At 73.4% G+C, this 24098-nt stretch carries 26 protein-coding genes; 15 read left to right on the top strand and 11 right to left on the bottom strand.

Going from position 1 to position 24098, the window contains the following annotated elements:
- Positions 1 to 103 precede the first annotated feature (103 nt).
- Complete coding sequence (locus ACZ5GH_RS33360) at positions 104 to 919, bottom strand: SAM-dependent methyltransferase (protein ID WP_387754053.1); 816 nt, start codon at positions 917 to 919, stop codon at positions 104 to 106.
- A 252-nt stretch (positions 920 to 1171) separates the two neighbouring features.
- On the opposite strand from ACZ5GH_RS33360, the gene ACZ5GH_RS33365 reads away from it, so the two are divergent.
- The 4 genes from ACZ5GH_RS33365 to ACZ5GH_RS33380 all read left to right on the top strand — a co-directional run bounded on the left by ACZ5GH_RS33365 (position 1172) and on the right by ACZ5GH_RS33380 (position 3180).
- Positions 1172 to 1519 carry a PRC-barrel domain-containing protein gene (locus ACZ5GH_RS33365; RefSeq protein WP_387753328.1) on the top strand — a complete coding sequence of 116 codons (348 nt, stop codon included), beginning with the start codon at positions 1172 to 1174 and terminating at the stop codon, positions 1517 to 1519.
- Positions 1520 to 1665: 146 nt separating this feature from the next.
- On the top strand, positions 1666 to 1932 hold the full coding sequence (locus tag ACZ5GH_RS33370) for a metal-sensitive transcriptional regulator (protein WP_380573425.1): 267 nt from the start codon (positions 1666 to 1668) through the stop codon (positions 1930 to 1932).
- 320 nt (positions 1933 to 2252) lie between these two features.
- The gene (locus ACZ5GH_RS33375) at positions 2253 to 2726 is read left to right on the top strand and encodes a VOC family protein (protein WP_387753325.1); all 474 of its coding nucleotides are present in this window, start codon (positions 2253 to 2255) and stop codon (positions 2724 to 2726) included.
- A 4-nt stretch (positions 2727 to 2730) separates the two neighbouring features.
- Positions 2731 to 3180 (top strand): SRPBCC domain-containing protein, encoded by a 450-nt coding sequence (locus tag ACZ5GH_RS33380; protein ID WP_387753323.1) that lies wholly within the window; start codon positions 2731 to 2733, stop codon positions 3178 to 3180.
- A 121-nt stretch (positions 3181 to 3301) separates the two neighbouring features.
- Here ACZ5GH_RS33380 and ACZ5GH_RS33385 read toward each other — a convergent pair whose 3' ends face one another.
- Both ACZ5GH_RS33385 and ACZ5GH_RS33390 read right to left on the bottom strand, forming a co-directional pair.
- On the bottom strand, positions 3302 to 4567 hold the full coding sequence (locus tag ACZ5GH_RS33385; protein WP_387753320.1) for an FUSC family protein: 1266 nt from the start codon (positions 4565 to 4567) through the stop codon (positions 3302 to 3304).
- Between the two features lie 80 nt (positions 4568 to 4647).
- A complete protein-coding gene (locus ACZ5GH_RS33390; RefSeq protein WP_387753318.1) occupies positions 4648 to 5382 on the bottom strand; it encodes a polyprenol monophosphomannose synthase in 735 nt (244 codons plus the stop codon).
- Positions 5383 to 5563: 181 nt separating this feature from the next.
- Here ACZ5GH_RS33390 and ACZ5GH_RS33395 point away from each other — a divergent pair, with 181 nt between their 5' ends.
- Positions 5564 to 6397, top strand: coding sequence for a hypothetical protein (locus ACZ5GH_RS33395; RefSeq protein ID WP_464336153.1), 834 nt, complete (start codon positions 5564 to 5566; stop codon positions 6395 to 6397).
- A 10-nt stretch (positions 6398 to 6407) separates the two neighbouring features.
- Here ACZ5GH_RS33395 and ACZ5GH_RS33400 read toward each other — a convergent pair whose 3' ends face one another.
- A complete protein-coding gene (locus tag ACZ5GH_RS33400; protein ID WP_387753312.1) occupies positions 6408 to 8021 on the bottom strand; it encodes a N,N-dimethylformamidase beta subunit family domain-containing protein in 1614 nt (537 codons plus the stop codon).
- A 477-nt stretch (positions 8022 to 8498) separates the two neighbouring features.
- Between ACZ5GH_RS33400 and ACZ5GH_RS33405 the strand changes: the two genes are divergently transcribed.
- Positions 8499 to 10379 carry an APC family permease gene (locus ACZ5GH_RS33405; protein ID WP_387753310.1) on the top strand — a complete coding sequence of 627 codons (1881 nt, stop codon included), beginning with the start codon at positions 8499 to 8501 and terminating at the stop codon, positions 10377 to 10379.
- A gap of 120 nt (positions 10380 to 10499) precedes the next feature.
- Here ACZ5GH_RS33405 and ACZ5GH_RS33410 read toward each other — a convergent pair whose 3' ends face one another.
- Complete coding sequence (locus tag ACZ5GH_RS33410) at positions 10500 to 10769, bottom strand: GlsB/YeaQ/YmgE family stress response membrane protein (RefSeq protein ID WP_387753307.1); 270 nt, start codon at positions 10767 to 10769, stop codon at positions 10500 to 10502.
- A gap of 271 nt (positions 10770 to 11040) precedes the next feature.
- On the opposite strand from ACZ5GH_RS33410, the gene ACZ5GH_RS33415 reads away from it, so the two are divergent.
- Positions 11041 to 11406 (top strand): hypothetical protein, encoded by a 366-nt coding sequence (locus ACZ5GH_RS33415; RefSeq protein ID WP_387753304.1) that lies wholly within the window; start codon positions 11041 to 11043, stop codon positions 11404 to 11406.
- 115 nt (positions 11407 to 11521) lie between these two features.
- Here ACZ5GH_RS33415 and ACZ5GH_RS33420 read toward each other — a convergent pair whose 3' ends face one another.
- Positions 11522 to 12322 (bottom strand): HEAT repeat domain-containing protein, encoded by an 801-nt coding sequence (locus ACZ5GH_RS33420; RefSeq protein WP_464336154.1) that lies wholly within the window; start codon positions 12320 to 12322, stop codon positions 11522 to 11524.
- Positions 12323 to 12463: 141 nt separating this feature from the next.
- Positions 12464 to 13177: a TetR/AcrR family transcriptional regulator gene (locus tag ACZ5GH_RS33425; RefSeq protein WP_387753300.1), complete on the bottom strand. Its 714-nt coding sequence runs from the start codon at positions 13175 to 13177 to the stop codon at positions 12464 to 12466.
- A 201-nt stretch (positions 13178 to 13378) separates the two neighbouring features.
- Between ACZ5GH_RS33425 and ACZ5GH_RS33430 the strand changes: the two genes are divergently transcribed.
- The 3 genes from ACZ5GH_RS33430 to ACZ5GH_RS33440 all read left to right on the top strand — a co-directional run bounded on the left by ACZ5GH_RS33430 (position 13379) and on the right by ACZ5GH_RS33440 (position 16377).
- On the top strand, positions 13379 to 14578 hold the full coding sequence (locus tag ACZ5GH_RS33430; protein ID WP_464336155.1) for an FAD-dependent monooxygenase: 1200 nt from the start codon (positions 13379 to 13381) through the stop codon (positions 14576 to 14578).
- A gap of 386 nt (positions 14579 to 14964) precedes the next feature.
- Positions 14965 to 15591: a CBS domain-containing protein gene (locus ACZ5GH_RS33435; protein WP_387754050.1), complete on the top strand. Its 627-nt coding sequence runs from the start codon at positions 14965 to 14967 to the stop codon at positions 15589 to 15591.
- A 135-nt stretch (positions 15592 to 15726) separates the two neighbouring features.
- Positions 15727 to 16377 carry a LamG domain-containing protein gene (locus ACZ5GH_RS33440; protein WP_464336156.1) on the top strand — a complete coding sequence of 217 codons (651 nt, stop codon included), beginning with the start codon at positions 15727 to 15729 and terminating at the stop codon, positions 16375 to 16377.
- Between the two features lie 28 nt (positions 16378 to 16405).
- On the opposite strand, the gene ACZ5GH_RS33445 is transcribed toward ACZ5GH_RS33440, so the two are convergent.
- Entirely contained in the window at positions 16406 to 16981 is a 576-nt protein-coding gene (locus ACZ5GH_RS33445) for a hypothetical protein (RefSeq protein WP_464336157.1), read from the bottom strand.
- Between the two features lie 153 nt (positions 16982 to 17134).
- Between ACZ5GH_RS33445 and ACZ5GH_RS33450 the strand changes: the two genes are divergently transcribed.
- Positions 17135 to 17485: an SHOCT domain-containing protein gene (locus tag ACZ5GH_RS33450; RefSeq protein ID WP_464336158.1), complete on the top strand. Its 351-nt coding sequence runs from the start codon at positions 17135 to 17137 to the stop codon at positions 17483 to 17485.
- Between the two features lie 156 nt (positions 17486 to 17641).
- Here the strand turns inward: ACZ5GH_RS33450 and ACZ5GH_RS33455 are convergent, their stop codons facing one another.
- Positions 17642 to 18052, bottom strand: a complete 411-nt coding sequence (locus ACZ5GH_RS33455) for an organic hydroperoxide resistance protein (RefSeq protein WP_355266881.1) — start codon at positions 18050 to 18052, stop codon at positions 17642 to 17644.
- 168 nt (positions 18053 to 18220) lie between these two features.
- Here ACZ5GH_RS33455 and ACZ5GH_RS33460 point away from each other — a divergent pair, with 168 nt between their 5' ends.
- The 3 genes from ACZ5GH_RS33460 to ACZ5GH_RS33470 all read left to right on the top strand — a co-directional run bounded on the left by ACZ5GH_RS33460 (position 18221) and on the right by ACZ5GH_RS33470 (position 20400).
- Entirely contained in the window at positions 18221 to 18694 is a 474-nt protein-coding gene (locus ACZ5GH_RS33460) for a MarR family winged helix-turn-helix transcriptional regulator (RefSeq protein WP_387753285.1), read from the top strand.
- A gap of 336 nt (positions 18695 to 19030) precedes the next feature.
- On the top strand, positions 19031 to 19603 hold the full coding sequence (locus ACZ5GH_RS33465) for an RNA polymerase sigma factor (RefSeq protein ID WP_387753282.1): 573 nt from the start codon (positions 19031 to 19033) through the stop codon (positions 19601 to 19603).
- The gene (locus ACZ5GH_RS33470; RefSeq protein ID WP_387753279.1) at positions 19600 to 20400 is read left to right on the top strand and encodes a hypothetical protein; all 801 of its coding nucleotides are present in this window, start codon (positions 19600 to 19602) and stop codon (positions 20398 to 20400) included. Before ACZ5GH_RS33465 ends, ACZ5GH_RS33470 begins: the two co-directional genes overlap by 4 nt.
- A gap of 66 nt (positions 20401 to 20466) precedes the next feature.
- Here ACZ5GH_RS33470 and ACZ5GH_RS33475 read toward each other — a convergent pair whose 3' ends face one another.
- Together ACZ5GH_RS33475 and argG are read right to left on the bottom strand one after the other, a co-directional pair.
- Positions 20467 to 21135 (bottom strand): GAP family protein, encoded by a 669-nt coding sequence (locus tag ACZ5GH_RS33475; protein ID WP_387753276.1) that lies wholly within the window; start codon positions 21133 to 21135, stop codon positions 20467 to 20469.
- Between the two features lie 233 nt (positions 21136 to 21368).
- A complete protein-coding gene (argG, locus tag ACZ5GH_RS33480; RefSeq protein WP_387753273.1) occupies positions 21369 to 22781 on the bottom strand; it encodes an argininosuccinate synthase in 1413 nt (470 codons plus the stop codon).
- 435 nt (positions 22782 to 23216) lie between these two features.
- On the opposite strand from argG, the gene ACZ5GH_RS33485 reads away from it, so the two are divergent.
- The gene (locus ACZ5GH_RS33485) at positions 23217 to 23927 is read left to right on the top strand and encodes a rhomboid-like protein (protein WP_464336159.1); all 711 of its coding nucleotides are present in this window, start codon (positions 23217 to 23219) and stop codon (positions 23925 to 23927) included.
- The last annotated feature ends 171 nt before the right edge of the window (positions 23928 to 24098 follow it).

A 24098-nucleotide genomic window follows, 5' to 3' on the forward strand; every position in this document is an offset into this window, starting at 1 on the left:
GGGCCCGCTCCGCGCCCGGACGCGGAGTCCGGACACGGAGGAGGCCGAAGGCCACGAGGGAGGGTCCGTCGGCCGGCTTCCCGTGCGACGAGGCCGTCCGCCGTCAGGGCTTGCGGGCCACCGCGCCGTACATGCTGACGCGGTCGGCGCCGGAGCCCGGGGCGGTGTCGGGGCGCCAGAGGGGCACGGTGGTGACGCCGGGGGCCAGGAGGTCGAGGCCGTCGAAGAAGGCCCGGACCTCCTCGCGGGAGCGGCCGACCAGGGGCGCGGTGGCCTTGTCGTAGACGCCGGTGACCCGGTCGCGGATCTCGGCCGGGATGAAGTCGGCGGTGCCGTGGGAGAGGACGAGGTGGCTGCCGGAGGGCAGGGTGTCCAGGAGGGTGGCGAGGACCTGGTGCGGCTTGTCCTCGTCCCGCAGGAAGTGGAGGACGGCGGCGAGGACGAGTCCGACCGGGCGGGAGAAGTCGAGCAGCCCCACCTCCCGGACGGCGTCCAGCAGGGCGTCGGGCTCGCGCAGATCGGCCTGGATGACGGTGGTGCGGCCGGGGCCGGAGCCGGCCATCAGGGCGCGGGCGTGGCTGAGCACGATCGGGTCGTTGTCCACGTAGACCACCCGCGCGCCCGGCCGGGCCGTCTGGGCGATCTCATGGGTGTTGCCGACGGTCGGGATGCCGGTGCCGATGTCGAGGAACTGGTCGACGCCGAGGTCGGCGACGCACCGCACCGCCCGGGTGAGGAAGCCGCGGTTGGCGCGGGCGGTGGAGCGGAACTCCGGGTTGGCGGCGAGCGCCTTCTCGGCGGCGGCGCGGTCGGCGGGGAAGTTGTCCTTCCCGCCCAGGTAGTAGTCGTACATCCGGGCCGGGTGCGGCACGTCGGGCCGCAGGTCGGCCGCGATCCCGGCCTGGCCGGACTCCCACATGTCCTCGTATCCCACGGCTGCCGCCTCCTCCGCACAGAAATCACTGGTGATCCACTCGCGTCCTTGCTGGCGGACAGCCTAAAGCCCAGGTCACGGCCCCGGTACCGGTTGGTCGGGTCACCCCCGTATGTCCCTGTTCGTCGGGTGGGGGAGGTCGGCGGCTCACCGCGCGCCGCCGCCGCTCCCGTCGCAGGATGGGAGTTCGGGCAGTGGAACAGCCGGGGACGGGAGGTCGGGTCCGTGGTCATCGCAATGGCAGACATCCGCGAGTGGCGCGGCCACGCCGTGGTCGACGAGAAGGGCCACCGCATCGGTTCGCTGGAGTCGGTCTACGTGGAGACGGCCACTGACGAGCCGTTCTTCGTCACCGTCACGGTCGGTTTCGCCGGTCGGCGCCGCCTGGCGTTCGTGCCGCTGGACGGGGCCGTGGCCGGACCGGACTACCTCCGCGTGGCGTACCCGCGCAACCAGGTCAAACAGGCTCCGGCGATCGGCACCGACGACGTGCTGCCCGCCGAGGACGAGCCCGCCGTGTTCGCGCACTACGAGCTGCCGTACGCGACCGGCGCCGGCGGCGAGCGCCGCCTGGCCCGCCGCTGAGCCGCGCCGCTGAGCCGCGCCGTCCCGCCGCCGGACCAGCCGGCCCCGCCGGGACGGCCGGGCTGGCGGCGACTTCCGCGATCCGGGAATGGATACCCCGCCGGGTACACTTGTCCATCGACAGTCGATGTGAAAGGCGGCCCGACATGCAGGTGGACGAGGAGGCGGTCGGCGCGGTCCTGAACCGGCTGCGTCGCGCCCAGGGCCAGTTGGCCGGAGTGATCGCGATGATCGAGGCGGGCCGGGACTGCAAGGACGTGGTCACCCAGCTCGCCGCCGTCTCGCGCGCCCTCGACCGGGCGGGGTTCAAGATCGTTGCGAGCGGCATGCGCCAGTGCATGGCCGCCGCCGACGGGGACGCGCCGCCGATGAGCGAGGCCGAGCTGGAGAAGCTGTTCCTCGCCCTGGCCTGACCGCCGGCACGAGCCCGAGCCCGAGCCCGAGACCACGCCCGCCCGGAGGGCCGCGACGCTTCACCCGTCGCGGCCCTCTTCGGCTGCCGCGGACGTTCCCGTGAGGCCCGATGCCCCGTCCCCCGTCCGTCGCCTGCCCGTTCACGCCGTGGTCGTCGGCCTTCGGGTGAATGAAGGCGCCGCAGTTGTCCGGCCAACTGTCCCGGGACAGCCCCGCAACTGTCCCGTACAGCCGACCGCGGCGTCGGCCGGGGCGCCGATCCGGTGACCCCCGGCCGTGGCTCGGCCGCCCCGTCGCGGCTCGCCGCTACCGTCGGCGCATGCAGAAAATCACCACCTTCCTCTGGTTCGACGACCAGGCCGAAGAGGCCGCCACCTTCTACACGACGCTGTTCCCGAACTCCCGGATCACCGGCATCACCCGCTACGGCGAGGCCGGCCCCGGCCCGGTCGGCTCGGTGATGACCGTCGGGTTCGAGCTCGCCGGCCGCGAGTACACGGCCCTCAACGGCGGCCCCGAGTTCCACTTCACCGAGGCGATCTCACTCCAGGTCGAGTGCGATGACCAGCGGGAGGTCGACGAGCTCTGGGCCCGGCTCACCGCCGACGGCGGCCAGGAGGGCCCGTGCGGCTGGCTCAAGGACCGCTACGGCCTCTCCTGGCAGATCACCCCGCGGGTGCTGCTCGACCTGATCGCCGACGAGGACCGGGCCAAGGCGGGCCGGGTGATGGCGGCCATGCTGCGGATGCAGAAGATCGAGATCCAGCCGCTGCTCGACGCGGCCGAGGGCTGAGGCCGTGACCGCCCTCAGCCACCGCGGCGTCACCTACCTGCGGGCCACCCCCGAACGGGTCTGGCACGCGCTGACCAACGCCGACGAGTCCGGCCTCTACTGGGGCCACCGCAACGTCTCCACCTGGCTGCCCGGCGCGCCCTGGGAGCACCAGCGGACCGACGACTCCGGCGTCGCCGACGTGACCGGCACCGTCGAGGCGGTCGACCGCCCGCACCGGCTGGTCACCACCTGGGCCGGCCCGCAGGAGCAGCGCGCCGGCTGGCCCTCCAGGGTCACCTTCGAGCTCCAGGGCTGGCAGGACCTCACCCGGCTCACCGTGACCCACGAGAACCTCGCCGACGAGGCCGAGCGTACGGACGCCGAACGGGGCTGGTCGGCGGTGCTCGCCAACCTCAAGACCTACCTGGAGACCGGCCACCCGCTGCCCCAGCAGCCCTGGCTGATGCCCTGACCCCCGCCTCGCTGACCCCTGCCTCGCTGATCCCCTGCCTCGCTGACACCTTGACCCTCTCAGCCCTGACCCCCTGAGCCCTGACCGCCGCCGCTCCGGGAACCGGCGAACGGCGCCCGGCCTACGCCGCCGGGCGCTCCGCCGAGCGCTCCGCCGGGACGGACGCCCGGCCGCCGCGGACCCGCTCGCCGCGCACCACGCGGCGCAACCAGGCGTAGCGGGAGAACCGCTCCCGGTTCGCCACCGAGGCCCGGTCCAGCTCCTCCATCAGCCGCCGACTGCGGTGCTCCAGGTCCAGCTCGTCAAGGATGCGGTCCACCTCGGCGAGCATCGAACCGTGCAGCTGCCAGGCCTCCGGGTGCTCCTGGACCTTGCGCAGCAGCAGCTGGGCGACGTTCTCCCGGCAGGCCCACGCCGCCGTCAGCTCGGCGGTCAGCCGGTCCTCCGCCTCCTCGGCGTTCCGGCTCACCTGGGTGGTCACCAGCACCGCGAAGCTCACCATCGCGTCGCCGACGTGCGCCAGCAGCTCCTCCAGCGCCACCGCGACGTCCGGCGGGAAGAGCCGCTCCTCGGGTCCGCGCTTCTTGGCCAGATCGGTCAGCGAGCGGGCCAGCACCCGGATCACCACCACGCAGATCTCCAGGGTGTCCAGCCCGGTGCGCAGCACCAGCCGGGACAGCAGCCCCTCGCTGATCCGCGGGTTGAACCGCAGGCTGTCCTCGGCCTGGCGCAGCGCCGCGTCCACGTCCGCGATCGCCTGGTCCAGCCGGCGGGCCTCGTGCAGCCGCTCGGCGGCCCGGGCCACCGGGGTGGGGCGGCCCAGCTCCTCGGAGATGTCGAGCAGCAGTTGGCGGGCCCGCCGGGCGAGGTCCTCGATCGACTCACCCGCGGTGTCCACCCAGACCGGAGGCGCGAACAGCAGGTTGAACAGCAGGCCGACGGCGGCGCCGATGAGCGTCTCCAGCACCCGGTCCCAGGCCTGCGAGGCCAGCTTGGTCACGCCCAGGATCAGCATCGCGCTGATCGCGACCTCCTGGACGAACTCCTCGACCCGGACGAAGCGGCCGACGACCAGCGAGGACAGGATGATCAGTCCGAGGCTCCACCAGGAGAGCCCGACCACGGCGCTGAACCCGATGGCGATCAGCACCCCGACCACCACCGAATTGACCCGGCGGATGCTGGTCTTGAGCGTCGAGTAGACGGTGACCTGGACGACCAGCAGCGCGGTCAGCGGTGCCGTCAGCGGGGCGGGCTCGCTGCTCAGCGCCGTCGCCACGGCGTAGGAGATGGTGGCCGCGACGGTGGCCCGGATCGTCTGGACCACGAAGGGTTCTCGGGCGCTGCGGCGGAGCAGGTCCGCGAGTGTCTCCGGGAGAAGGGCCATGTCGCCCTTCTTTCCCCGCGGCCGCCCTTCACACCGCCTCCGGGGCCGTTCGGCACCCGTACGCCAGCATCGGACCCTCGTCAGCCCTCGCGGTTGAAGCGCAGCTTCCAGGGTGCCAGCGCGGACTCGACCTGCACGCCCATGCTCATCTTGGAGGCGCCCTCGATCCGCTCCTCGAAGCGGATCGGCACCTCGCGGATCGTCATGCCCTGCCTGACGACCCGGTAGTTCATCTCGACCTGGAAGGAGTAGCCGTTGCTCTGCACGGTCGGCAGGTCGATGGAGCGCAGGGTGCCGGCCCGCCAGGCCTTGAACCCGGCGGTGGCGTCCTTCACCCCGAGGCTGAGGATCGCGTTGACGTAGAAGTTCGCCCAGGTGGAGAGCGCCTTGCGGTGCCAGGGCCACTCCTCGGCGGTCGAACCGCCGTCGACGTAGCGGGAGCCCAGCACCACGGCGGTGTCGTCGGCGAGCAGCGTCTCGACCATCGCGGGTATCGCCGACGCCGGGTGGGAGAGGTCGGCGTCCATCTGCACCACGATGTCGGCGCCCTCGTCCAGGGCCCTCGCCATGCCGGCCAGGTAGGCCCGGCCGAGGCCGTCCTTCTCGGTGCGGTGCAGCACGCCCATGGTTCCGCCGGAGTCCGCGGCGAGCTTGTCGGCGACCTCGCCGGTGCCGTCGGGGGAGCTATCGTCGACCACCAGCAGGTGCAGGTTGGGCACCGGGAGCTCCGCGAGCATGCCCGCGAGGACCGGGAGGTTCTCCCGCTCGTTGTACGTGGGGACGACCACAACGACCTTGGGGGAGGCCTCGACCATGTTCTGTTTCCCTCGTGCCTGCTCCGGATGGGACTGTGCGAGTGTATCGGGGGTGCCGGGCGGCTCCTGCCCCGGCTCAGTGGGGACGAAGCCCCGACCCACCGGGGCGGACACCCGTTCGATCACGATGCGGTACCGTGACGGGCCGCAAACGTCGGAACGGCCGCCCCGGAGAGCTCTCATGACGTCCCGTCGCACCACCGTCCTGCCCGTCACCGCCCTGGTCCTCGCGGTGGCCGCCGTGTCGACGCTGACCGGGTGCGCCGCCGACGGCTCCACGCCGCCGACCGCCCGAACGACCGGAGCGTCCGCCGGCACCACCGGTGCGCCCGCCGAGGCGACCGGTGCGCCCGCCGAGGCGACCGGAGCGCCCGCCGACGCGAGCGGCGCCTTCGACCCCGTGGTCGCGATCGCCCACCGCTCCTGGGAGCCGTACGCCGCGACCTTCGAGACGACCGTCGAGACGGGCGAGGGCGACGCCAAGGAGATGACCACCGTCACGGGCCGGTCGAACCACAACACCCCGGCCGAGGGCTCCCGCCTGGAGTCCCGAATGGTCCGCGGGTCCGACGTGCTGGCCTGGGAGGAGACGGTGACCATCGACCAGGTCGTCTACTGGCGGGACAAGGCGAACGGTGAGTCCCGGTGGTCGAAGGACCAGAAGTCCCCGGCGGCTGCCGGGAGCAGCGCGAAGGACAAGGACGGCTACGCCAAGGCCCTGTTGGACGCCGGACCCGCCGCCCGCAGGGGCATGGAGACCGAGGCGGGGGTGCCGGTGTTCCACCTGAGCGCCAGTCTCTCACCGGCCGAGCTGCGCCGCGCGGACCCGAGCTACGGGGTGGGACGGCAGAACCAGGGCGTGGACGCGGGCGACTGCCAGGTGTGGATCGACCGGTTCGGCCGGACTGTCCGGGCCGAGCTGTCGACCGTGGTCGCCGGAAAGCCGGTCGTGACGAAGGAGCGGTACTCGGACTTCGGTCCCGCGGAGACCTTCACCCCGCCGGCCGTCGGCTGAGCCTGGCCCGCTACGCCGTGCCGTAGACGGCGGCGAGGTTGTCCTGCGCCGGGCGGGTGCGGCCGGCCGGGCCGGCGGCGAAGGCACGCAGGACGTTCTCGGTGACCTGGCGGACCAGGTCCCCGGCGTGCGAGTCGATGCCGTGGTCGGCCCTGCCGCCGCCGGGGCCGCGGGCCTCCAGCGCCTCGACCCAGCGCATCGTCCCGGTGGCGAACACCCCGGCACCGCTCGGCACGGTGTGGTAGGCGGTGTCGGCGTGGGAGCGGCGGCCGTCGCAGATCACCGGGGAGTGGGCGATCACCTCGATCGGGCGCGGGGTCGGGAAGCCGGTGTCCACCCGGTCGTACTCGACCCCGACCAGGTGCGGGAAGGACGCCCCCGCCGCGACGCCCGTCCCCTCGAAGGCCCAGTGCCCGGGCGAGGTGACCACGTACGGGGCGTCCACCGGGTAGCCGTCGTAGAGGACGCCGAGCATCGAGCTCTCCGGGTCGGCGTCCGGGCCGACCCGGAAGTCGGTGGTCGCCGGGGCGCCCGCCCGGTGGCCCGGGTCCTGCGCCCAGGCGTCCTTGTAGCAGACCACCGTGCGGTCCGGCCCGAGCCCGGTCGGCTCGAACCGCACCCGGCGGTAGCAGCAGTTGGCGCCCAGGACCGCCAGGTTGGTGCCGGCGTCCCTGGCCGCGACCACGTTGGCCCGCTGCTCGGGCGACCAGTACTCGTCGTGGCCCAGGGACAGGACGGCGCTCGCCCCGGCCAGCAGGCCGGGCTCGCGGGCCACGTCGATCCCGGTGGTGTAGGCGAGCGGCAGGCCGAGCCGCTCGGCGAGGGCGACCAGCGGCGCCTCGTAGACCAGGAACAGCCCGGCGCCGTGGTCGTAGTCGTACGGCCGGTCGAAGACGACCCGCAGCGAGCGGGTCGCCAGGCCGCCGGTCGGGCCGTTGTAGAGGCTGTGGCCGCCCCACTCGTTGTAGGCCTGCCAGGTCGCGGGGGCGCTCATGATCACGGTCCGGCCGGCGGTGCTCGCGGAGCGGACGGTGAGCGGGACGTAGCACCGTCCGGAGCCGTCCTCGGCGTCCAGCCGCAGCAGGTAGGCGCCCTCGGGCCAGTCGGCGGTGTCCACCGCCAGGGTGCGCTGCCAGCCGGTCAGCACGGTACGGGTCGCCGGGTCCACGTGCGGCGCGGGCTGGCTGCCGCCGGGCACGTGTTCGCGGCGCCACACCAGGCGGGCGCGGGCGCCGTCGTACCAGCCCGTCCGGTAGGCGGAGACGGTGAAGGCGGCGGCGGGGGTGGAGACGTGCAGGCCGAAGGGCTCGCCGGGCAGCACGCTGACCCGGTCGGCGAAGCCCTCGATGGCGCCGTCGGGGCCGGGGTCGGTGATCTCCCAGTCGGGGTTGCCGGGGAGGGAGCGCTCGCTCTCCGGGGCGGTGTGCCCGGCGGGGGCCGGGCCGTCAGGCGCGGGCGCGGGGACGGGGGCGGGAACTGGTCGGGGGACGGCTGGTTCGGTGGAGGCAGGGGCGGCGGACGGGACCGGGGCGGGGGCCTGGTCCGGGCGGCGGGGGCCGCAGGAGGTGACGGCGGCCGCCATCAGGCCCAGGCCCAGGATCCTCCGCCGGCTCGGCTCCACCACCGCGACCTCCCAGTTCGTGTTGATGCCCGCGTCCCTGCCTCCGCTGGCGCCGTGCCGCTGTCCGTACCCGTGCCGGCGCCCGTGTCGGTGCCCGTGGGTGTGCCCACCCGGTCGTCAGTGGCGCGGACATCCTCGCGTGTTCCGCGAGGTCCGGGCAGACCGCCGTGCCCGCGCCGACCGGGGCCGCGGGGCCGTCACCGGCGCGAACGGGCAGGTGGGGAGGCGGCCCGTCACCGGGGCAGGGCCGTACGGGCGCACCCGGGCGTGTCGGCGCGCGCGGTTGACCAGGCCCGATGAGCCGGTCCCCTAGCCTGACCAGGCCCGCCGTCCGGCGGCCACAGGGGATCCGGAGCAGCGCGCCCGGCCGAGTCGTGGACAGGGGTGCACGTGGTTTCGTCGGGGTCGGCCGAACCGGGGACGGGGCCGGTCACGAAGCGCGAGCGGTTCCGGGCCTGGATGCTGGAAGGCCTAGCGGACATGGCCAAACAGCACCCCGGCCCGCACGCGCAGTTGCCGCAGGTGAAGGGCCAGCGCTGGTGGCGGGTCATGTGCCTGACCGGTCTGGACTACTTCTCCACCCTCGGATACCAGCCCGGCATCGCCGCGCTCGCGGCCGGGCTGGTCTCGCCACTGGCGACCATCGTGCTGGTGGTCGTCACCCTGCTCGGCGCGCTGCCGGTCTACCGGAGGGTCGCCCAGGAGAGCCCGCACGGCGAGGGCTCGATCGCGATGCTGGAACGGCTGCTGTCGTTCTGGCAGGGCAAGCTGTTCGTGCTCACCCTGCTGGGCTTCGCGGCCACCGACTTCATGATCACCATCACCCTGTCCGCCGCCGACGCCGGCGCCCACCTGGTGGAGAACCCGCACCTGCACAGCGCGCTGACCGGCAAGCAGGTCATGCTGACGCTGGTCATGATCGCGCTGCTCGGCGCGGTCTTCCTCAAGGGCTTCAGCGAGGCGATCGGCCTGGCCGTGGTGCTGGTCGCGGTGTACCTCTCCCTGAACGTGGTGGTGGTGGCCGACGGACTGTGGCACGTGCTCCGGGCTCCGCACCTGTTCAGCGACTGGACGGACGCGCTGACCGTGGAGCACGGCAACGGGATCGCCATGATCGGCGTCGCGCTGATCGTCTTCCCGAAACTGGCGCTCGGCCTGTCCGGCTTCGAGACGGGCGTGGCCGTGATGCCGCACATCGAGGGCGACCCGGACGACACCGAGGAGAAGCCCACCGGCCGCATCCGCGGCGCCCGCAAGCTGCTGACCACCGCGGCCGTGATCATGAGCGTGTTCCTGATCACCACCAGCTTCATCACCACCCTGCTCATCCCGGCGGACCAGTTCAAGACCGGCGGCCAGGCCAACGGCCGGGCGCTCGCCTATCTCGCCCACGAGTACCTGGGCAGCACCTTCGGCAGCGTCTACGACCTCTCCACGATCGCCATCCTGTGGTTCGCCGGAGCCTCCGCGATGGCCGGGCTGCTCAACCTGATGCCGCGCTACCTGCCCCGCTACGGGATGGCCCCGCACTGGGCCCGCGCGGTCCGGCCGACCGTCGTCGTGCTCACCCTGATCGCCTTCCTGGTGACCTGGATCTTCGACGCGAACGTGGACGCCCAGGGCGGTGCCTACGCGACCGGCGTGCTGGTGCTGATCAGCTCCGCCGCCATCGCCGTCACCATCGCCGCCCACAAGGCCGGGCAGCGCCGCTGGCGGGCCGGCTTCGCGGTGATCGCCGCGGTGTTCCTCTACACCACGGCGGTGAACATCGCCGAGCGGCCGGACGGCGTCAAGATCGGCGCCTGCTTCATCGCCGGGATCATGCTGGTGTCCTTCCTCTCCCGGCTCAAGCGGGCCTTCGAACTGCGCGTCACCGACGTGGTGCTCGACGGCGTCGCGGAACGGTTCGTCCGGGACTACACCCACCGCCCGCTGCGGTTGATCGCCAACGAGCCGAACAGCCGGGACCTCGCCGAGTACCGCGACAAGATGCACCAGATCCGGCGGGACAACGACATCCCGGCCGAGGACGACCTGGTCTTCGTCGAGGTCACCGTGCTCGACCCGTCCGACTTCGAGGCCGAACTGACCGTGCGCGGCGAGGTGCTGCACGGCCGCTACCGGGTGCTGTCGCTGGAGAGCTCCAGCGTGCCCAACGCCCTGGCCGCCCTGCTGCTCCAGGTCCGCGACCTCACCGGGCAGCAGCCGCACATCTACTTCGAGTGGACCGAGGGCAATCCCTTCGCCCAGTTCCTGCGGTTCTTCCTGTTCGGGCAGGGCGAGATCGCCCCGGTCACCCGCGAGGTGCTGCGCGAGGCCGAGCCGGACCGCTCGCGCCGCCCGGCCGTCCACGTGGGTTGACGGGCCCGGCCCGGGCCGACCGGGTTCGGTCGGGCCGGGCCGGGTCGACGGTGCGGGCCCCGGCCGGTCCTGACGGAGGGGCCACTCCGGCCGGTGGCGACGGAGCGGCCCCCGGACCCGTCAGCGGTTCTGGTGGGACCTGCTCCACGCCGGCGCCACGAAGGCCACCAGGGCCACGGCGAAGGCGAGCTGCAGGACGTGACGGATCCAGTCGATGCCCGAGGTGTGGCGGACGCCGATCCAGCCGGCGACGGCGTTGCCGAGCCAGGCCCCGGCGGCGCCTAGCAGCATGGTCAGCCACCAGGGGATCGACTGCGGTCCGCGCAGGATCAGTTTGGCGATCACGCCGAGCACGAAACCGATGAGCAGAATCCACAGGAGCTGGAACATCGCAGTCCACCTTCCGGGCGCTCCCGGGGCCGACGGCCCGGTGCGCCGTATCGCCGATGACGCGGTTCGTCCCATGATCACCCGGATCGGGCGAACGGGCACCTCGACAGGAGACCGCGCAGGTCAGCGCCGTGTCGGCGGGTGAATCGCGGAGGGGAGGGGCGAGATCGCGCCGCAGGTCGGGCCGGAAAGAAGCTGTCCGTCCTCACCGCCGCACGGATAGGAATGGGCGGGACGCGGACGCGCCGCGTCGCGAGAGGAGCCGATCCCTGTGATACGCCTTCGTTCCGTCGCGCTGACCCTGGGCTGTACCGCCGCCGCGCTGACCCTGACCATGGGGACGGCCCAGGCCGCACCCGGCGACACCAGCACCGTCTGCTCCTCCTCGCTGACGCCGAGCGGCTTCGTCGACGTCCAGTGGTGGAACAGCGCCGGCTGCGGCTCCGGGTTCAACCCGAACACCAAGAAGATCATGCAGCTCACCGGCTACCCGGTCGGCACCGTGGTCAACGCCTGCGGCTCCACCTGGCCGCCGGACGGCTGGACGATCGTGAGCAGCTTCTACAGCTCCGGCTGCCGGTACTCCGCGGTGCCGAGCCTGGAGAAGAACTCCTGGCAGCTCAAGCGCGTCTCCTGACGCGGAACACCCGGCGCCTGAGGTTCGAGGCCTGGCGCCTGAGGTTCGAGGTCTGACTCCAGGGCCTGCGGCTTGAGGCCTGGGCTCGTCGTGCGACCTGACGGCGGCCGGGGCCTCAGCGGTCCCGGACCGCCTCGACGGCCTCGCGGACGTACGGGTGCGGGTCGTCCGCCAGGCCGTCCAGGAGGTCGGCGACGCCCGGGGTGGACCAGCGGCCGATCGCCCAGACCAGGTCCCCGCGCACCTCCGGGGCCGGGTGGACGGCCAGTCGGGCGAGGAGGTCCACCGGGCCGCGCCTGCGCAGCCCGAACCAGTGCAGCGCGGCCCGTAGTTCGGCCGGATCGCCCGGTTCGCCGGCCGCCGCGATCCGGGCGAGCAGCACGGGAACGGGCGGCGGCGGGCCGTCCAGCGGGTGCGGATGGCGCTCGCGCAGCCGGCGGCTGCCGTACTCGCCGCGGACGCGGCAGCCGAAACAGGTGCAGGGCCGGGTGCCGTGGGCGCCCGGCAGGTAGCGCCAGCCGGTGACCTGCGGGACGGCGCGGACCCGGTGCACCTCGCGGGCGCCCACCGCGCGCGGCAGGAACACCTCCCAGCCGCGCGGGTCGGTCAGCGAGCCGATCCGCCGGACCGCCTCGGCGGCCGGCAGCGGCCGATGGGCGTCCCGGCCGCGGCCGCCGTAGTGCCCGGCCAGGACCTCCTGCTCGTCGTCCAGCCGGAGGTGCACCGCGATCAACGGCCCGTTGGGGTGGAAACGGGCCAGCTCGCGCAGCCACTGGTGGGTCAGCGTGTACGAGGGCAGCACGGGGAAGCAGTACACCCCGCGCGCGCCGCCCTGGCCCCGGCTGTCGGCGCGGATTCCGGCGCGGCGGATGCGCGGCGCGTTCGCCGCTGCGGTCAGGTGCACGAACATCGCCATGGGGCGCGATCCTAGCGAGCGCCGGGCGGTGGTCCGAGCGGTTTTCCGGCCTCCCGGGCGGGTCGGCAAGGCCGGCTCCGGCGGCCGCGGTGGATCACACGGTGCGCGGCGGTCGCGGCTGGTCAGGCGGTCCGCGGCGGGTCAGGCGGTGTTCGCGCGGCGCTCGATCAGGGCGGCCAGCCCGTCCAGGATGCGGTCCAGGCCGAACTGCAGCGCCTGGTCGCGGCCGCCCGGTTCGGCCATGGCGGCGGCGACCGCGGGGAAGCGGTCGGCGTGCTCCTGGACCACGCTGCCGAGGGCGGCGAGGAGTTCGGCCTCGGGGGTGTCGACCGGCCCGGCGGCGCGGGACTGTGCGGCGATCCCGCGCACGTGCCCGGTGAGCAGGACGGCGGCGTCCATCCGTTCGGGGCCGGTCAGTCCGTGGCCGTCGAGTGCCGCCACCACCCGCTCCAGCCAGGCGAGTTCCCTCGGGCCGATCGCCCGGGCGCCGACGGTGGCGTCCAGCAGCCACGGGTGCCGGGCGAAGGAACCGGCCAAGTGGTGGGCCCAGGCGGTGAGTTGCTCCCGCCAGTCGGCGCCCTCCGGTGCGTCCGGCGGCGCGTCGACGGCCGACTCGACCATCAGGGCGATCAGTTCGGCCTTGCCGGGGACGTAGCGGTAGAGCGACATCTTGGTGAAGTCGAGCAGCCCGGCCACCTTCTGCATGGAGACCGCGCCCAGCCCCTCCGCGTCGGCGACCTCGACCCCGGCCGCGGCGATCCGCTCCAGGCTGAGGGCCGGCTTCGGCCCCCGGGTGGGCTTGGCCGGCGGGCCCCAGAGCAACCGCACCGTGTCGTTCGCCGCCTCGACCATCATCCGCTCCCCTTCTGAGGTCCCGCCCAGGGTCGTTCCACGTACCACCGGTGGTCCGTCGGTGTTCCGCCCTGGGCCGCTGACCGTGTTTCCGCCGGGCTTCCACCTGGGGGGTTGCCCTCCCAGCCAACTGTGTCTACCGTACACAGCAATGAACAGTGTCTGCGAGACACAGTTTCCTGATCATCGGACGGAGTGGTTTCCATGAGCACCAAGGTCCTCATCTCGGGCGCGAGCATCGCCGGCCCCGCACTGGCCCACTGGCTGGGCAGGTACGGCTTCGAGGTGACCGTGGTCGAGCAGGCCCCCGCGCTGCGAGACGGCGGTCAGGACGTGGACTTCCGCGGCCGCACCCACCTGACCGTGCTGGAGCGGATGGGCGTCCTGGACGAACTGCGCGCGCTCGGCACCGGCGGCAGCCCGATGACCTTCGTCGGCCCCGACGGACGCCAACTGCTCCACCTGCCGGCCGAGTTCGCCGGCGGCGACGTGGAGGTCCCACGCGGGGAACTGGCCCAGCTGCTGCACCGGCACAGCAGCGCCCGCGCCGAGTACGTGTTCGGAGACTCGATCACGGCCCTGGAGGAGACCCCGAGCGGCGTCCGGGTCGCCTTCCGGCACGGGGCGCCGCGCGAGTTCGACCTCGTGATCGGCGCCGACGGGCTGCACTCCAACGTCCGCCGGCTCGCCTTCGGGCCCGAGCAGCGCTACGTCCGCCACCTCGGCTACTACGCGGCCACCTGGCAGCTGCCCAACACCCTCGGGCTGCCGGTCGGCGGGGTCGGCCTCAACGTCCCCGGCCGGCTGATGTCCGTCGGCGCCGCCCACCGCGACCCGGGCCGGGCCGGTGCGTTCTGCCTCTTCGCCTCGCCCGAACTGCGCTACGACCGCCACGACCCGGGGCAGGAGAAGGCACTGATCCGGGCCGCCTTCGCCGGCCTCGGCTGGCGGGTGCCGCAGCTGCTGGAGAGCCTGGACGCCGCCCCCGAGCTGTACTTCGACTCGATCAGCCGCGCCGACGTACCCACCTGGTCGACCGGCCGGATCGCCCTGCTCGGCGACGCCGCCTGCGGCGCGACCATCGGCGGCATGGGCACCGGCACGGCGGTCGTGGCCGCGTACGTCCTGGCGGGCGAACTGGCCCGGGCCCGCGGCGACCACCGGGCGGCCTTCGACCGCTACGAGAAGCTGCTGCGCGGCTACGCCCAGGGCTGCCAGAAGGGCGGCGACCGCACCGGCCCGTTCCTCGCGCCGCGCACCACCGCGGGCCTGCGGTTCCGCAACGCCCTGCTCAACCGGCGCTGGGCGCTGGACAAGATGCTGGAGCTGGGCAAGCAGGTCAGCAGCGTCGAACTGCCGGACTACGACGGGGAGCTTGCCCGTGGGCCGAAGGTCAGGGGATGAGCGGGGGCACTCGGGGAGAGTTCGGTGGGGCGGGGCGGGAGGGCGGCAGGACAGACCAGCCCGAAGTCCTGTCAATCTCGGTGGGCGGGCTGCACGCCCGGCCCGGTCCGCCGCCGCTGTGCTGGGGGGTGCGGGTTGCGGGCGCCCGGTAGGACGACGGTGGTGGCCGGACTGCCCCCGCCGTTCCAGCGGTCGGCGCGCAGGCAGGCACGGGAGGCCGAGCCGACTCGGGGCAGAAAGTCCCACCCGTTCGGCCCCTTGGCCCCTGGCGAACGGAGCCGCCGCGCGCGATGCTGCCGGTACGGGCCGGGACGATCCGCGCCCGGTCGGACCAGCATCGTTGGACGAGGTGAACCGGCGTGCGGCATGCCACCGTCGAATCCGTGATGACCAGCCCCGTGGTCCTGGTCTCGCCCGAGACCGGATTCCGGGAGATCGTGGCGCTGCTGAGCGAGTACGACATCACCGGCGTGCCGGTGGTGGATCCGGAGGGGCGGCCGCTGGGCGTGGTCTCGGAGGCCGATCTGCTGCGCACCCTGGCCGCGCAGGAGGACCCGGCCAGCCTGTTGCCCGCGCCCGAGTCGGCGCCGGCGGGCCCGGACGGCGAGGTGACCGCGGCCGACCTGATGACTACGCAGCCGGTGTGCACCACGCCGGACACCAGTGTGGTCGCGGCGGCGCGGCTGATGAGCCGGCACGGCCTGAAGCGGCTGCCGGTGCTGGACGAGGAGGGGCGCGTGATCGGCATGGTCAGCCGCGGTGACCTGCTGCGGGTGTTCCTGCGCGAGGACATGGTGATCCGGCGGGAGATCGTCGAGGAGGTGCTCGGCCGGATCGAGGGGGTCAGTCCGGCGGAGATCGGGGTGGAGGTCAACCAGGGGCGGGTGGTGCTCAGCGGCACCGTGCCCGAGCCGTACCTGGTGCCGATCGTCCTCAACCTGTGCCGCTCGGTGGACGGGGTGGTCTCGGTGACCGACCGCCTCGCCGCCGGAGGTGCGGCACCGGTCGGCTGACCGGCCGCGCCCCCCGCCGTACCTTCGTCCAGGGTCGAACGATCCGCTTCGCATACTGCGGAGGGTATCGGGTAACTCACTCTGTGTGCCTGGCGGTGTGGGCTGCCGGGGCGCCGGAGCTTCGGGGAGGCGGCCGTGGCAGTCGTTTTCGACGCGGACTTCACTTCGACCAGTCAGTGGATCGCCGGGCGCAGCAGCGCGTATCCCCGGATGGGGCCGACCAACCGGAGCGACCACAAGCTCGACTACCTCAGCCGCGACTACTGCCTCGACGGGGTCTTCGCGGCGGTCAGGCGGCACAGCGGCGGGCTGTGGAGCTGCAACCTGCTGACCACGGAGGGGAGCCCGGACGGTTTCCAGCTCCTGTCCGGGGACGTGTTGTCGGCGAGGGTGACGCTGCCCGTCGAACTGGGTGCCTGGCCGGCGATCTGGACCTGGCGGGACGGCGGCAACGAGGTGGACGTCTTCGAGTACCACCCGGACAACCCGGACCTGCTGGAGATCTCCAACCACGTCCGGGGCGGCTTCCGGTACTGGCACGGCGCGGACGCCGGGATCGCTCCGGGGGCGACCTTCGACCTACGGGTGGTGCTCGGTGCGAAATCCGTGGACTGGTACGTGGCGGACGAGCTGGTCTACGCGGACCTGCACGGGGTCGGCTCCGGGTGGCACGCCTACCTGATCGTCAACATGTCGGTGGCGGACGGCACGTACCACGACCGACCGCCGTACGGCGGGCCGGACCGGCTGAGCTGGGTCTGCCACAGCCTCCGGGTCGAGCGCTGAGCGGCCGGTGGGGAGGGTGCGGGTCCACCTACGGCTCGTGGGGTGCGAACGCGGCCGTGATCGGGCCCCGGGGGGCGTATCCACCGCGGGGGTCGAGTGGGGTGAGGAGGGCCCGTGGGCCGCTTGGTCCGTAGGGGTCGTGCGAGTTCTGCGGGCCGGGTGAGCCGTACGGGTCGGTTGAGTCGTACGGGTTGTGCGGGCTGTGCGGGGCGGAGCGCTGGAACCAGACCGCCCGGCGCTGCGGGCCGATGTGGGCGGGGTCGGTCACGTACAGGTCGTCGCGCGGGGCGCGTTCGTTGCCCGGGGCGAGCGCCGCGTCCACCGCGCGGTCGGCGATCGAGCGCAGCAGCGCGGCGGCGGTGGTCTCGGCGGCGGCCGGCGCGATGGCCAGGGCGGTGAGCTCGGCCCAGAGGGCGGCGGTGACGTAGTCGATCGGGGAGTGGCCGAGCGCCGGGTGGGGACGCGGGTCCGGGTGGCGCCGCAGCACCCCGGCGGCGACGAACTGCTCGGGGGAGCGGTCGTCGTCCGGCAGGTGGAGGGCCACGGGTGGCTGGTGAGCCGGGGGCCGCTGGAGGTGGGGCGCGGGCGGCGGGTGGTGGGTCACGAGCGGCACGCTACCCCGGGTGGGCGCCGGGCCGACCGCCGGATCGTTTTCTCGGGCGGCCCTCACGCCGCTTTCACCGCTGACGGGCGCACGATGGTGGTAAGGCGCTGCTCACCTCGGCGGGCTCCGACGGGGCCGGAGGAGGAGGTCCTGATGAGGTACTGGCACGGACACGGCCACATGGATGGCTGGGGCATCGGCCTGATGGCGTTCGGGACGCTGCTGTTCCTGGTGATCGTCGTACTCCTGGCCGTGGCCCTGTTCCGCTACCTGTCGCACTCGCGGCAGCCGATGCCGCCCGGGCGGGCGACTCCGGGTGTCGGTGGATTCGGGGCGGGGGGCCGGCCGGGTTGGGGCCGGGACGGGCAGGGGAGGCCGGGATTCCAGGGGGTGCCCCCGGAGCAGCTGCTCGCCGAGCGGTTCGCGCGGGGCGAGATCGACGCGGAGGAGTACCGGCACCGACTGGAGACGCTGCGCTCGGCGAACCGGCCGGGCGGCGATTGACCGTGGTGGCGACCCGGGCCGGGCCCGCCGCGGTTCGCGTGCGGCGGGCCCGGCCTGTGCTTGGGTTCCAACGGTCCGGCGGGGCTTCTTCGGTGACCGGTCGGTGAGGCCTCGGAAGCCGGTCGGTGGGGCTTCGGGGGCCGGTCGGCGGGCCGTCTACTCGACGACCAGCTCGACCGGGATGTTGCCCCGGGTGGCGCGGGAGTACGGGCAGACCTCGTGGGCCTGCTTGACCAGCAGCTCGCCGGTCTCGCCCGCGAGGGACTCGGGCAGCTCGACGCGCAGCACGACGGCGAGGCCGAAGCCGGCCCCGTCCTTGCCGATGGACACCTCGGCGGTCACCGAGACCTCGCTGGTGTCCACCCGGGCCTGGCGGCCGACCAGGCCGAGGGCGCTGGCGAAGCAGGCGGCGTAACCGGCGGCGAAGAGCTGCTCCGGGTTGGTGCCCTGGCCGCTGCCGCCGAGCGCGGGCGGCATGGCCAGCGCGAGGTCCAGCTGGCCGTCGGAGCTGACGGCGCGGCCCTCCCGGCCGTTGGCGGTGGCGGCGGCGGTGTAGAGCGCGTCCATGGTGGCGTCCCCTTCGGATCCTGGGTGTTGCTGCGGTCGGTTTCCGGCGGATGCCGGTCCGGTGTGCTTCGCGGCGGCCGTCCGGTCGTCGCTGCGCTGCGACAAGTAGAGCACGCAATTCAATTGCGCACAACTCAATGGCGTGATGGCGATCGGTACCATGGGTCCATGACCACCCACCCCGGCATGGCGGACCAGGAACTGCTCCGCCTCGACCAGCAGATCTGCTTCTCGCTCAACGCGGCCTCCCGTGCCTTCGGCGGCGTCTACCGGGTGCTGCTGCGCGACCTCGGGCTGACCTATCCGCAGTACCTGGTCATGTTGGTGCTGTGGGAGGAGGGCGAGCTGCCCGTCAAGCGGATCGGCGAGCGGCTGCGGCTGGACTCCGGGACGCTCTCGCCGCTGCTCAAGCGTCTGGAGGCGGCCGGACTGGTGCGCCGCGAGCGGAGTCCGGAGGACGAGCGGTCGGTCACCGTCCGGCTGACCTCCGAGGGGTCGGCGCTGCGCGAGCGGGCCGGGCAGGTCCCGCGGCGGCTCCTTGCGGCGACCGGCCTGCCGATCGAGGACCTGGCCGCGCTGCGCGGGCTGCTGGACCGGGTGACGTCCGCGCTGGACGTTGCGGAGGTGGAGCCGGCGCCGTAGGGGGCGGGGTGGTCGATGGGGCGGGTTCGGGGGTGAGGGGTGAGTTCACCGGGGGTCGGTCGCGGGGTGGAGGGGGCTGGGTGGGTCTCGCCGGGCCTTGTCAAGCGGCGCTCTCGATGGCTGTGATCTGGGTCACGTTTCGGAGGCTCCGGCGGGATTCGTGAGGGCGAAGCCGCAGGTCAACGGTGCTGTTCAAAAGTGAACGGAATCGTTCGGCAATTGTCCGCCCGATCCGGTCAACATCCCGCTCCCCCCGGACGGTTACACCACGAGCCCCAAGGGGCCGTCGGCGTGCCACCAGGCGGGTCGGCCAGTCGACCCACGAAAGGGGGCCGCGTGACCACTCCCGGGCCGGGCGAGGAGCGGGGCCTGAGAGCCGACCCGCTCGGCGACCTCCCGAACGACTTCGAGGCCTTCTTCACCCGAGAGAACTCCGGCTACCTCCGCTACGCCCAGCAGCGCCTGCGGCACCGTGAGGACGCCCAGGACGCCGTCCAGAACGCCGGTACCACGCTCTACAAGAACTGGCGCCGGGCCCTGGCCAGCCCCGATCCGCAGGCCTTCGCCTTCAAGATCGTCAAGGACGCGGTGGTGGACGTGCTGCGCGAGCGCCGCCGCATCGAACGCAGACGGCTGCGGGTGATCGCCCAGCGCCGTCCCGACACCAGCCAGGACGAGTTGGACGAGCTCGCCGAGCTGGACGCCCTGGACTGGGCGATGGAGGAACTCGCGCGGGCCGCCCCGGTCCAGGCCGACGTGGTCCGGCTGCGCCAGGCGGGACTGTCGTACCACGACATCGGGCGCTCCCTCGGCATCGCGCACACCACCGCCCGCACCTACTACAGCCTCGGGCGGCGCCACCTGGAGTACCTGCTGGAGCACCCGGACGACGGCGGGGCGCGGACATGAGGATCGTGGACCTGCTGCGCGCGCACGCCGTCGAGCTGGACCGGGAGCTCGACGACCACGATCCGGTGGACTTCACGCGCCGACTGGCCGAGCGGCTCGCCGCCGCCCGACGGCCCGCCCCGACCGTGCGCGAACGTCCCGCCAGGCCGCCCGCCGGCGCCCGTCCGCCGCACGCTCCGCTCTCGGGGCCGAGCCCGGGAACGGCGGCGGGGGCGGGCTGCGGACTCGGTGCGGGGGCGGCGGGCGCCGGCTCCGGCCCGGGATCGGGCGCCGGCCCCGCTGCGGTCCCGGGGCAGCCCCGGTGGGCCGGGGGGCGGGCGGAGCTGCGGCGCGACCTGCGGCACCTGTGCGCGGGGGTCGCGGGCGCGGTGGAGCCGGGGGAACTGGCCCTGGACCTCGAACTCGCCGAGAAGACCGCCTTCCGCACCCTCGGCTGCCTGCTGTACGGCATGGGCCGCACGGCGGACGGCGTCTTCTGGTGGCGGATAGCCGCCCAGTACGGGGACCAGCTGGCCGTGCACTGCCTGGCGGTGCACTACACCGCCGAGGGCGAGCGGCGTGACGCGGCCCGCTGGGCCGCCCAGGCCCAGGACCTCAGCGCCCCCGGCCGGTTGCCGGACCTCGCGCCCGACGTCCGGCCGGGCGGCGCGGCGGAACTGGCGCGGGTGCTGGCGGAGCACTACGACGGCGAGATCCTGCTGACGGTGCGGGAGGCGGTGGCGGCGCGGCAGGCGGCCGACCCCGGACGGTTGGGGGTACGGGCGGTGCGGGGGCGCGGGGTGGTACGGATCCGGTGAGGGGGTGGCGGGGGCGGGAAGGATCGGCTGGGCGGAGCGGGCCGGGCAGGAGGGTTCACGCGCAGGTCATGTGAGACCGGAGACGGCGGCGCCCAGGTACTCGGCCCCGAGCAGCAGCGGGACGACGGTCATGATCGCCGCGTTGTGCGTGGCCGTCCAGGCGCGCCACTCGCCGAGGGCGTGCCGCGTGCGGTCGTCGGCCCGGAGGTGGACCGCGAGCGGCAGCAGGGTACCCAGCGAGCCGAGCAGCACCAGCACGGCGGCGGCCGCCGCCTTTCCCCCGCCACCGGTCGGGGCGGCGGCGATGGAAGCGGCCCCGCCGATGGCCGGAACCAGGGTCTTCGGGTGGGCCACCACCAGGACCACGGCGAGCCCGGCGGCCCGAGCGGCGGTCAGCCGGTCGATCGAGAGCAGCCAGACCGGCGGCGCGGTGACCCGGCCGGGCCGTGGCCGTTGACGCCACTGCCGGGCGGCCAGCAGGAGGAGTACGGCGCCGAGCGCGAGCTTCAGCCAGGACGGCCACGTCGGCGTGGCCTCGGCGCGGTTCAGCGCGGTGCCCGCCGCCACGACGGCGGCCGTCACCGCCGCCAGGCCCAGCAGCCAGCCGACCGTGAACGCGATCCCGTTGGCCCGGCCGCGAGGCGAGGCGAGGATCAGCAGGACGGCGATCAGCGGAAGCGGGCTGAGCGCGACCGCTACCGCGGAGGCCAGCATCGGGCCGATCGCCTCACCCATCCCCGGACCTGCCTTCCCGCCGCCGGGCGCCCGTCCGCCATTCAGCTACCGACCGGCGGGCGGCGCACGGCCGGTGCCGCCGTTCGGGTGAGCGCGGGGTGAGCGGCGGGCGGGCGAGACGAGGGTGGACGGCAGTGGGGCCGGGCGGGATGGGGCCGGGCGGGATGGGGGCGGGACGGCGGAGGGCCGCCGCACCGCTTGGGTGCGACGGCCCTCCGCGGGCACGAGGTGCGTCAGTCGGTGCCGGACTCGATCGCCGCGTGGTCGAGCGCGGTGGAGTCCTCCTCGTCACCGGTGCCGGCGGCGATGGGGGTTGCACCACCCGGGGCGAGCTCACCGATCAGACCGCTCCACGGAGCCAGCTGGCCGTGCACCGCGTACTGCTCCAGCTTGCTGCGCGAGTCGGCGATGTCGAGGTTGCGCATGGTCAGCTGACCGATGCGGTCGTCCGGGACGAACGCGGCGTCGACGCTGCGCTCCATCGACAGCTTCTCGGGGTGGTAGCTGAAGTTGGGGCCCTGGGTGTCGATGACGGAGTAGTCCTGGCCGCGCCGCAGCCGCAGGGTGACGCTGCCGGTGACCGGGTGGCCGATCCAGCGCTGGATGCTGTCCCGGAGCATCAGCGACTGCGGGTCGAACCAGCGGCCCTCGTAGAGCAGCCGGCCGAGCCGCCGACCCTGGGTGTGGTAGGTGGCGAGGGTGTCCTCGTTGTGGATGGCGTTGAGCAGCCGCTCGTAGGCGATGTGCAGCAGCGCCATGCCGGGGGCCTCGTAGATGCCACGGCTCTTGGCCTCGATGATGCGGTTCTCGATCTGGTCCGACATGCCCAGACCGTGCCGTCCGCCGATGGTGTTGGCCTCGTGGACCAGGTCGACGGCGCTGGCGAACTCCTGGCCGTTGATCCGGACCGGGCGGCCGAACTCGAACTCGACCGTGACGTCCTCGGTCTGGATCTCGACCGCGGGATCCCAGAAGGCGACGCCCATGATCGGGCTGACGATCTCCAGGGAGGCGTCCAGGTACTCCAGCCGCTTGGCCTCGTGGGTGGCACCCCAGATGTTGGCGTCGGTGGAGTAGGCCTTCTCGGCGGAGTCCCGGTAGGGGAGGTCCCGCTCGGCGAGCCACTCGGACATCTCCTTGCGGCCGCCGAGCTGGTCGACGAACGCCTGGTCCAGCCACGGCTTGTAGATCCGCAGGTTGGGGTTGGCGAGCAGGCCGTAGCGGTAGAACCGCTCGATGTCGTTGCCCTTGTAGGTGGAGCCGTCGCCCCAGATGGAAACGCCGTCCTCCTGCATGGCGCGAACCAGCAGGGTGCCGGTCACGGCACGGCCGAGCGGGGTGGTGTTGAAGTACGTCTGCCCGGCGGAGCGGATGTGGAAGGCGCCGCAGGCGAGGGCGGCCAGGCCCTCCTCGACCAGCGCCGCCCGGCAGTCGACCAGCCGGGCCTGCTCGGCGCCGTACGCGCGGCCCCGGGCCGGGACGTCGGCGAGGTTCGGCTCGTCGTACTGGCCGATGTCGGCCGTGTAGGCGTAGGGGAAGGCACCGTGCTCGCGCATCCACGCGACGGCGACGGAGGTGTCCAACCCACCGGAGAATGCGATGCCGATCCGTTCACCGACCGGCAGCTTGCTCAAGACCTTCGACATGGATGCACCCTTGACCCGCGTGGAGCGGGCCCCTGATCTAGCGATGTGTGACGGGATTCGGCGTAATCGATCCGATGCCCGAACTCTGGCATACATTTGCAGAGCAATGCAAGAGCATGCGGAATCCTGGTCGGCTGCGGAGCCTCGACCGGTCGGCGTCTGCCGGTCGCCGGTTCCGCCAACTCGCGCGAATCGTCCGTCGGTTGTCGTGGATCGGGAGGTGGGCGCGGGCACAGTGGGACCGCGCGGAGCGCGATGAGGCAGTCGCCGCCGGCGCACCGGCCGCAGGTCCTCGCGGTGAGCAGTTGGGCGTAGCCGGTGGTGAGCAGGTCGGGTGGCGGCTCCCGGATCCCGGCTCCCGCGCGCCGGGTGCCGGGAGGCGGCGGAGTCGGGCGGGGGCGAGGGTGAGGGGGGAGGAGCGGCGAGGAGGCGTCGATGGCCGGCAGCACCGCCAGGGGTTCCGAGACCCACCGGCGGCCCCGGTGGGGTCATCCCACCCGCGCGGCGTGGGCCTACGTCCGGCGCGCGCCGGGCACCTACGTCTGGCTGGCGATCCTGCTCGTCACCACCCAGGTGATCCGCCACGTCGATCCGGCGACCGCCGACCACATCCTGGAGCGGCGTTCGACCAACCTCCACCACCTCCAGATCTCACCGGTCCGCGTCCTGCTGACCAGCGCCCTGTGGATCGCGGGCGGCGGCTGGCCGTTCTACTTCCTGCTGTACAACCTCTTCCACGTGCCCGCCGAACGGTGGCTCGGCACCCTGCGGTGGATCTCGGTGGCGGCGCTCGCGCACGTCGGCGCCACCTACCTCAGTGAGGGTGTGCTCGGCTGGGCGATCCACCGTGGGCTGGCCCCGCCGAGAGCCGTCTACACCCTGGACTACGGCGTCAGCTACGCGCTGGCCGGCGTGGTCGCGGTCCTCACCTATCTGATCGCGCGGCCCTGGCGGTACCTGTACGCGGCGGGGGTGCTGCTGGTCTACGGACTGGGCGTGCAGCAGAGCCGGGACTACACCAGCGTCGGCCACCTCAGTGCGGCGCTGATCGGATTCGCCTGCTATCCGCTGACCAGGGACCGCCCGGGCTCCTTCGACCCGGTCGTCTCGGCCCGAACGCTCTGGCGACGCGCCCGGGGGCGGTGACCGGTGGCTGGTGACGGGGCGCCGACTGTTCGAAGCCGTAAGGCGATTACCGCCTACGTGTCGTCTACGCCTACCCCGGCCCGGTCGGGCCCAGCAGGCAGACGCCCTGTTTCCGCCGAGTGCGCGCGACCGCGCGACAGGCTCCACGAGTCGGCCCGCCGCCCGGTGTTG

It is taken from the genome of Kitasatospora sp. Xyl93 (assembly GCF_055383135.1).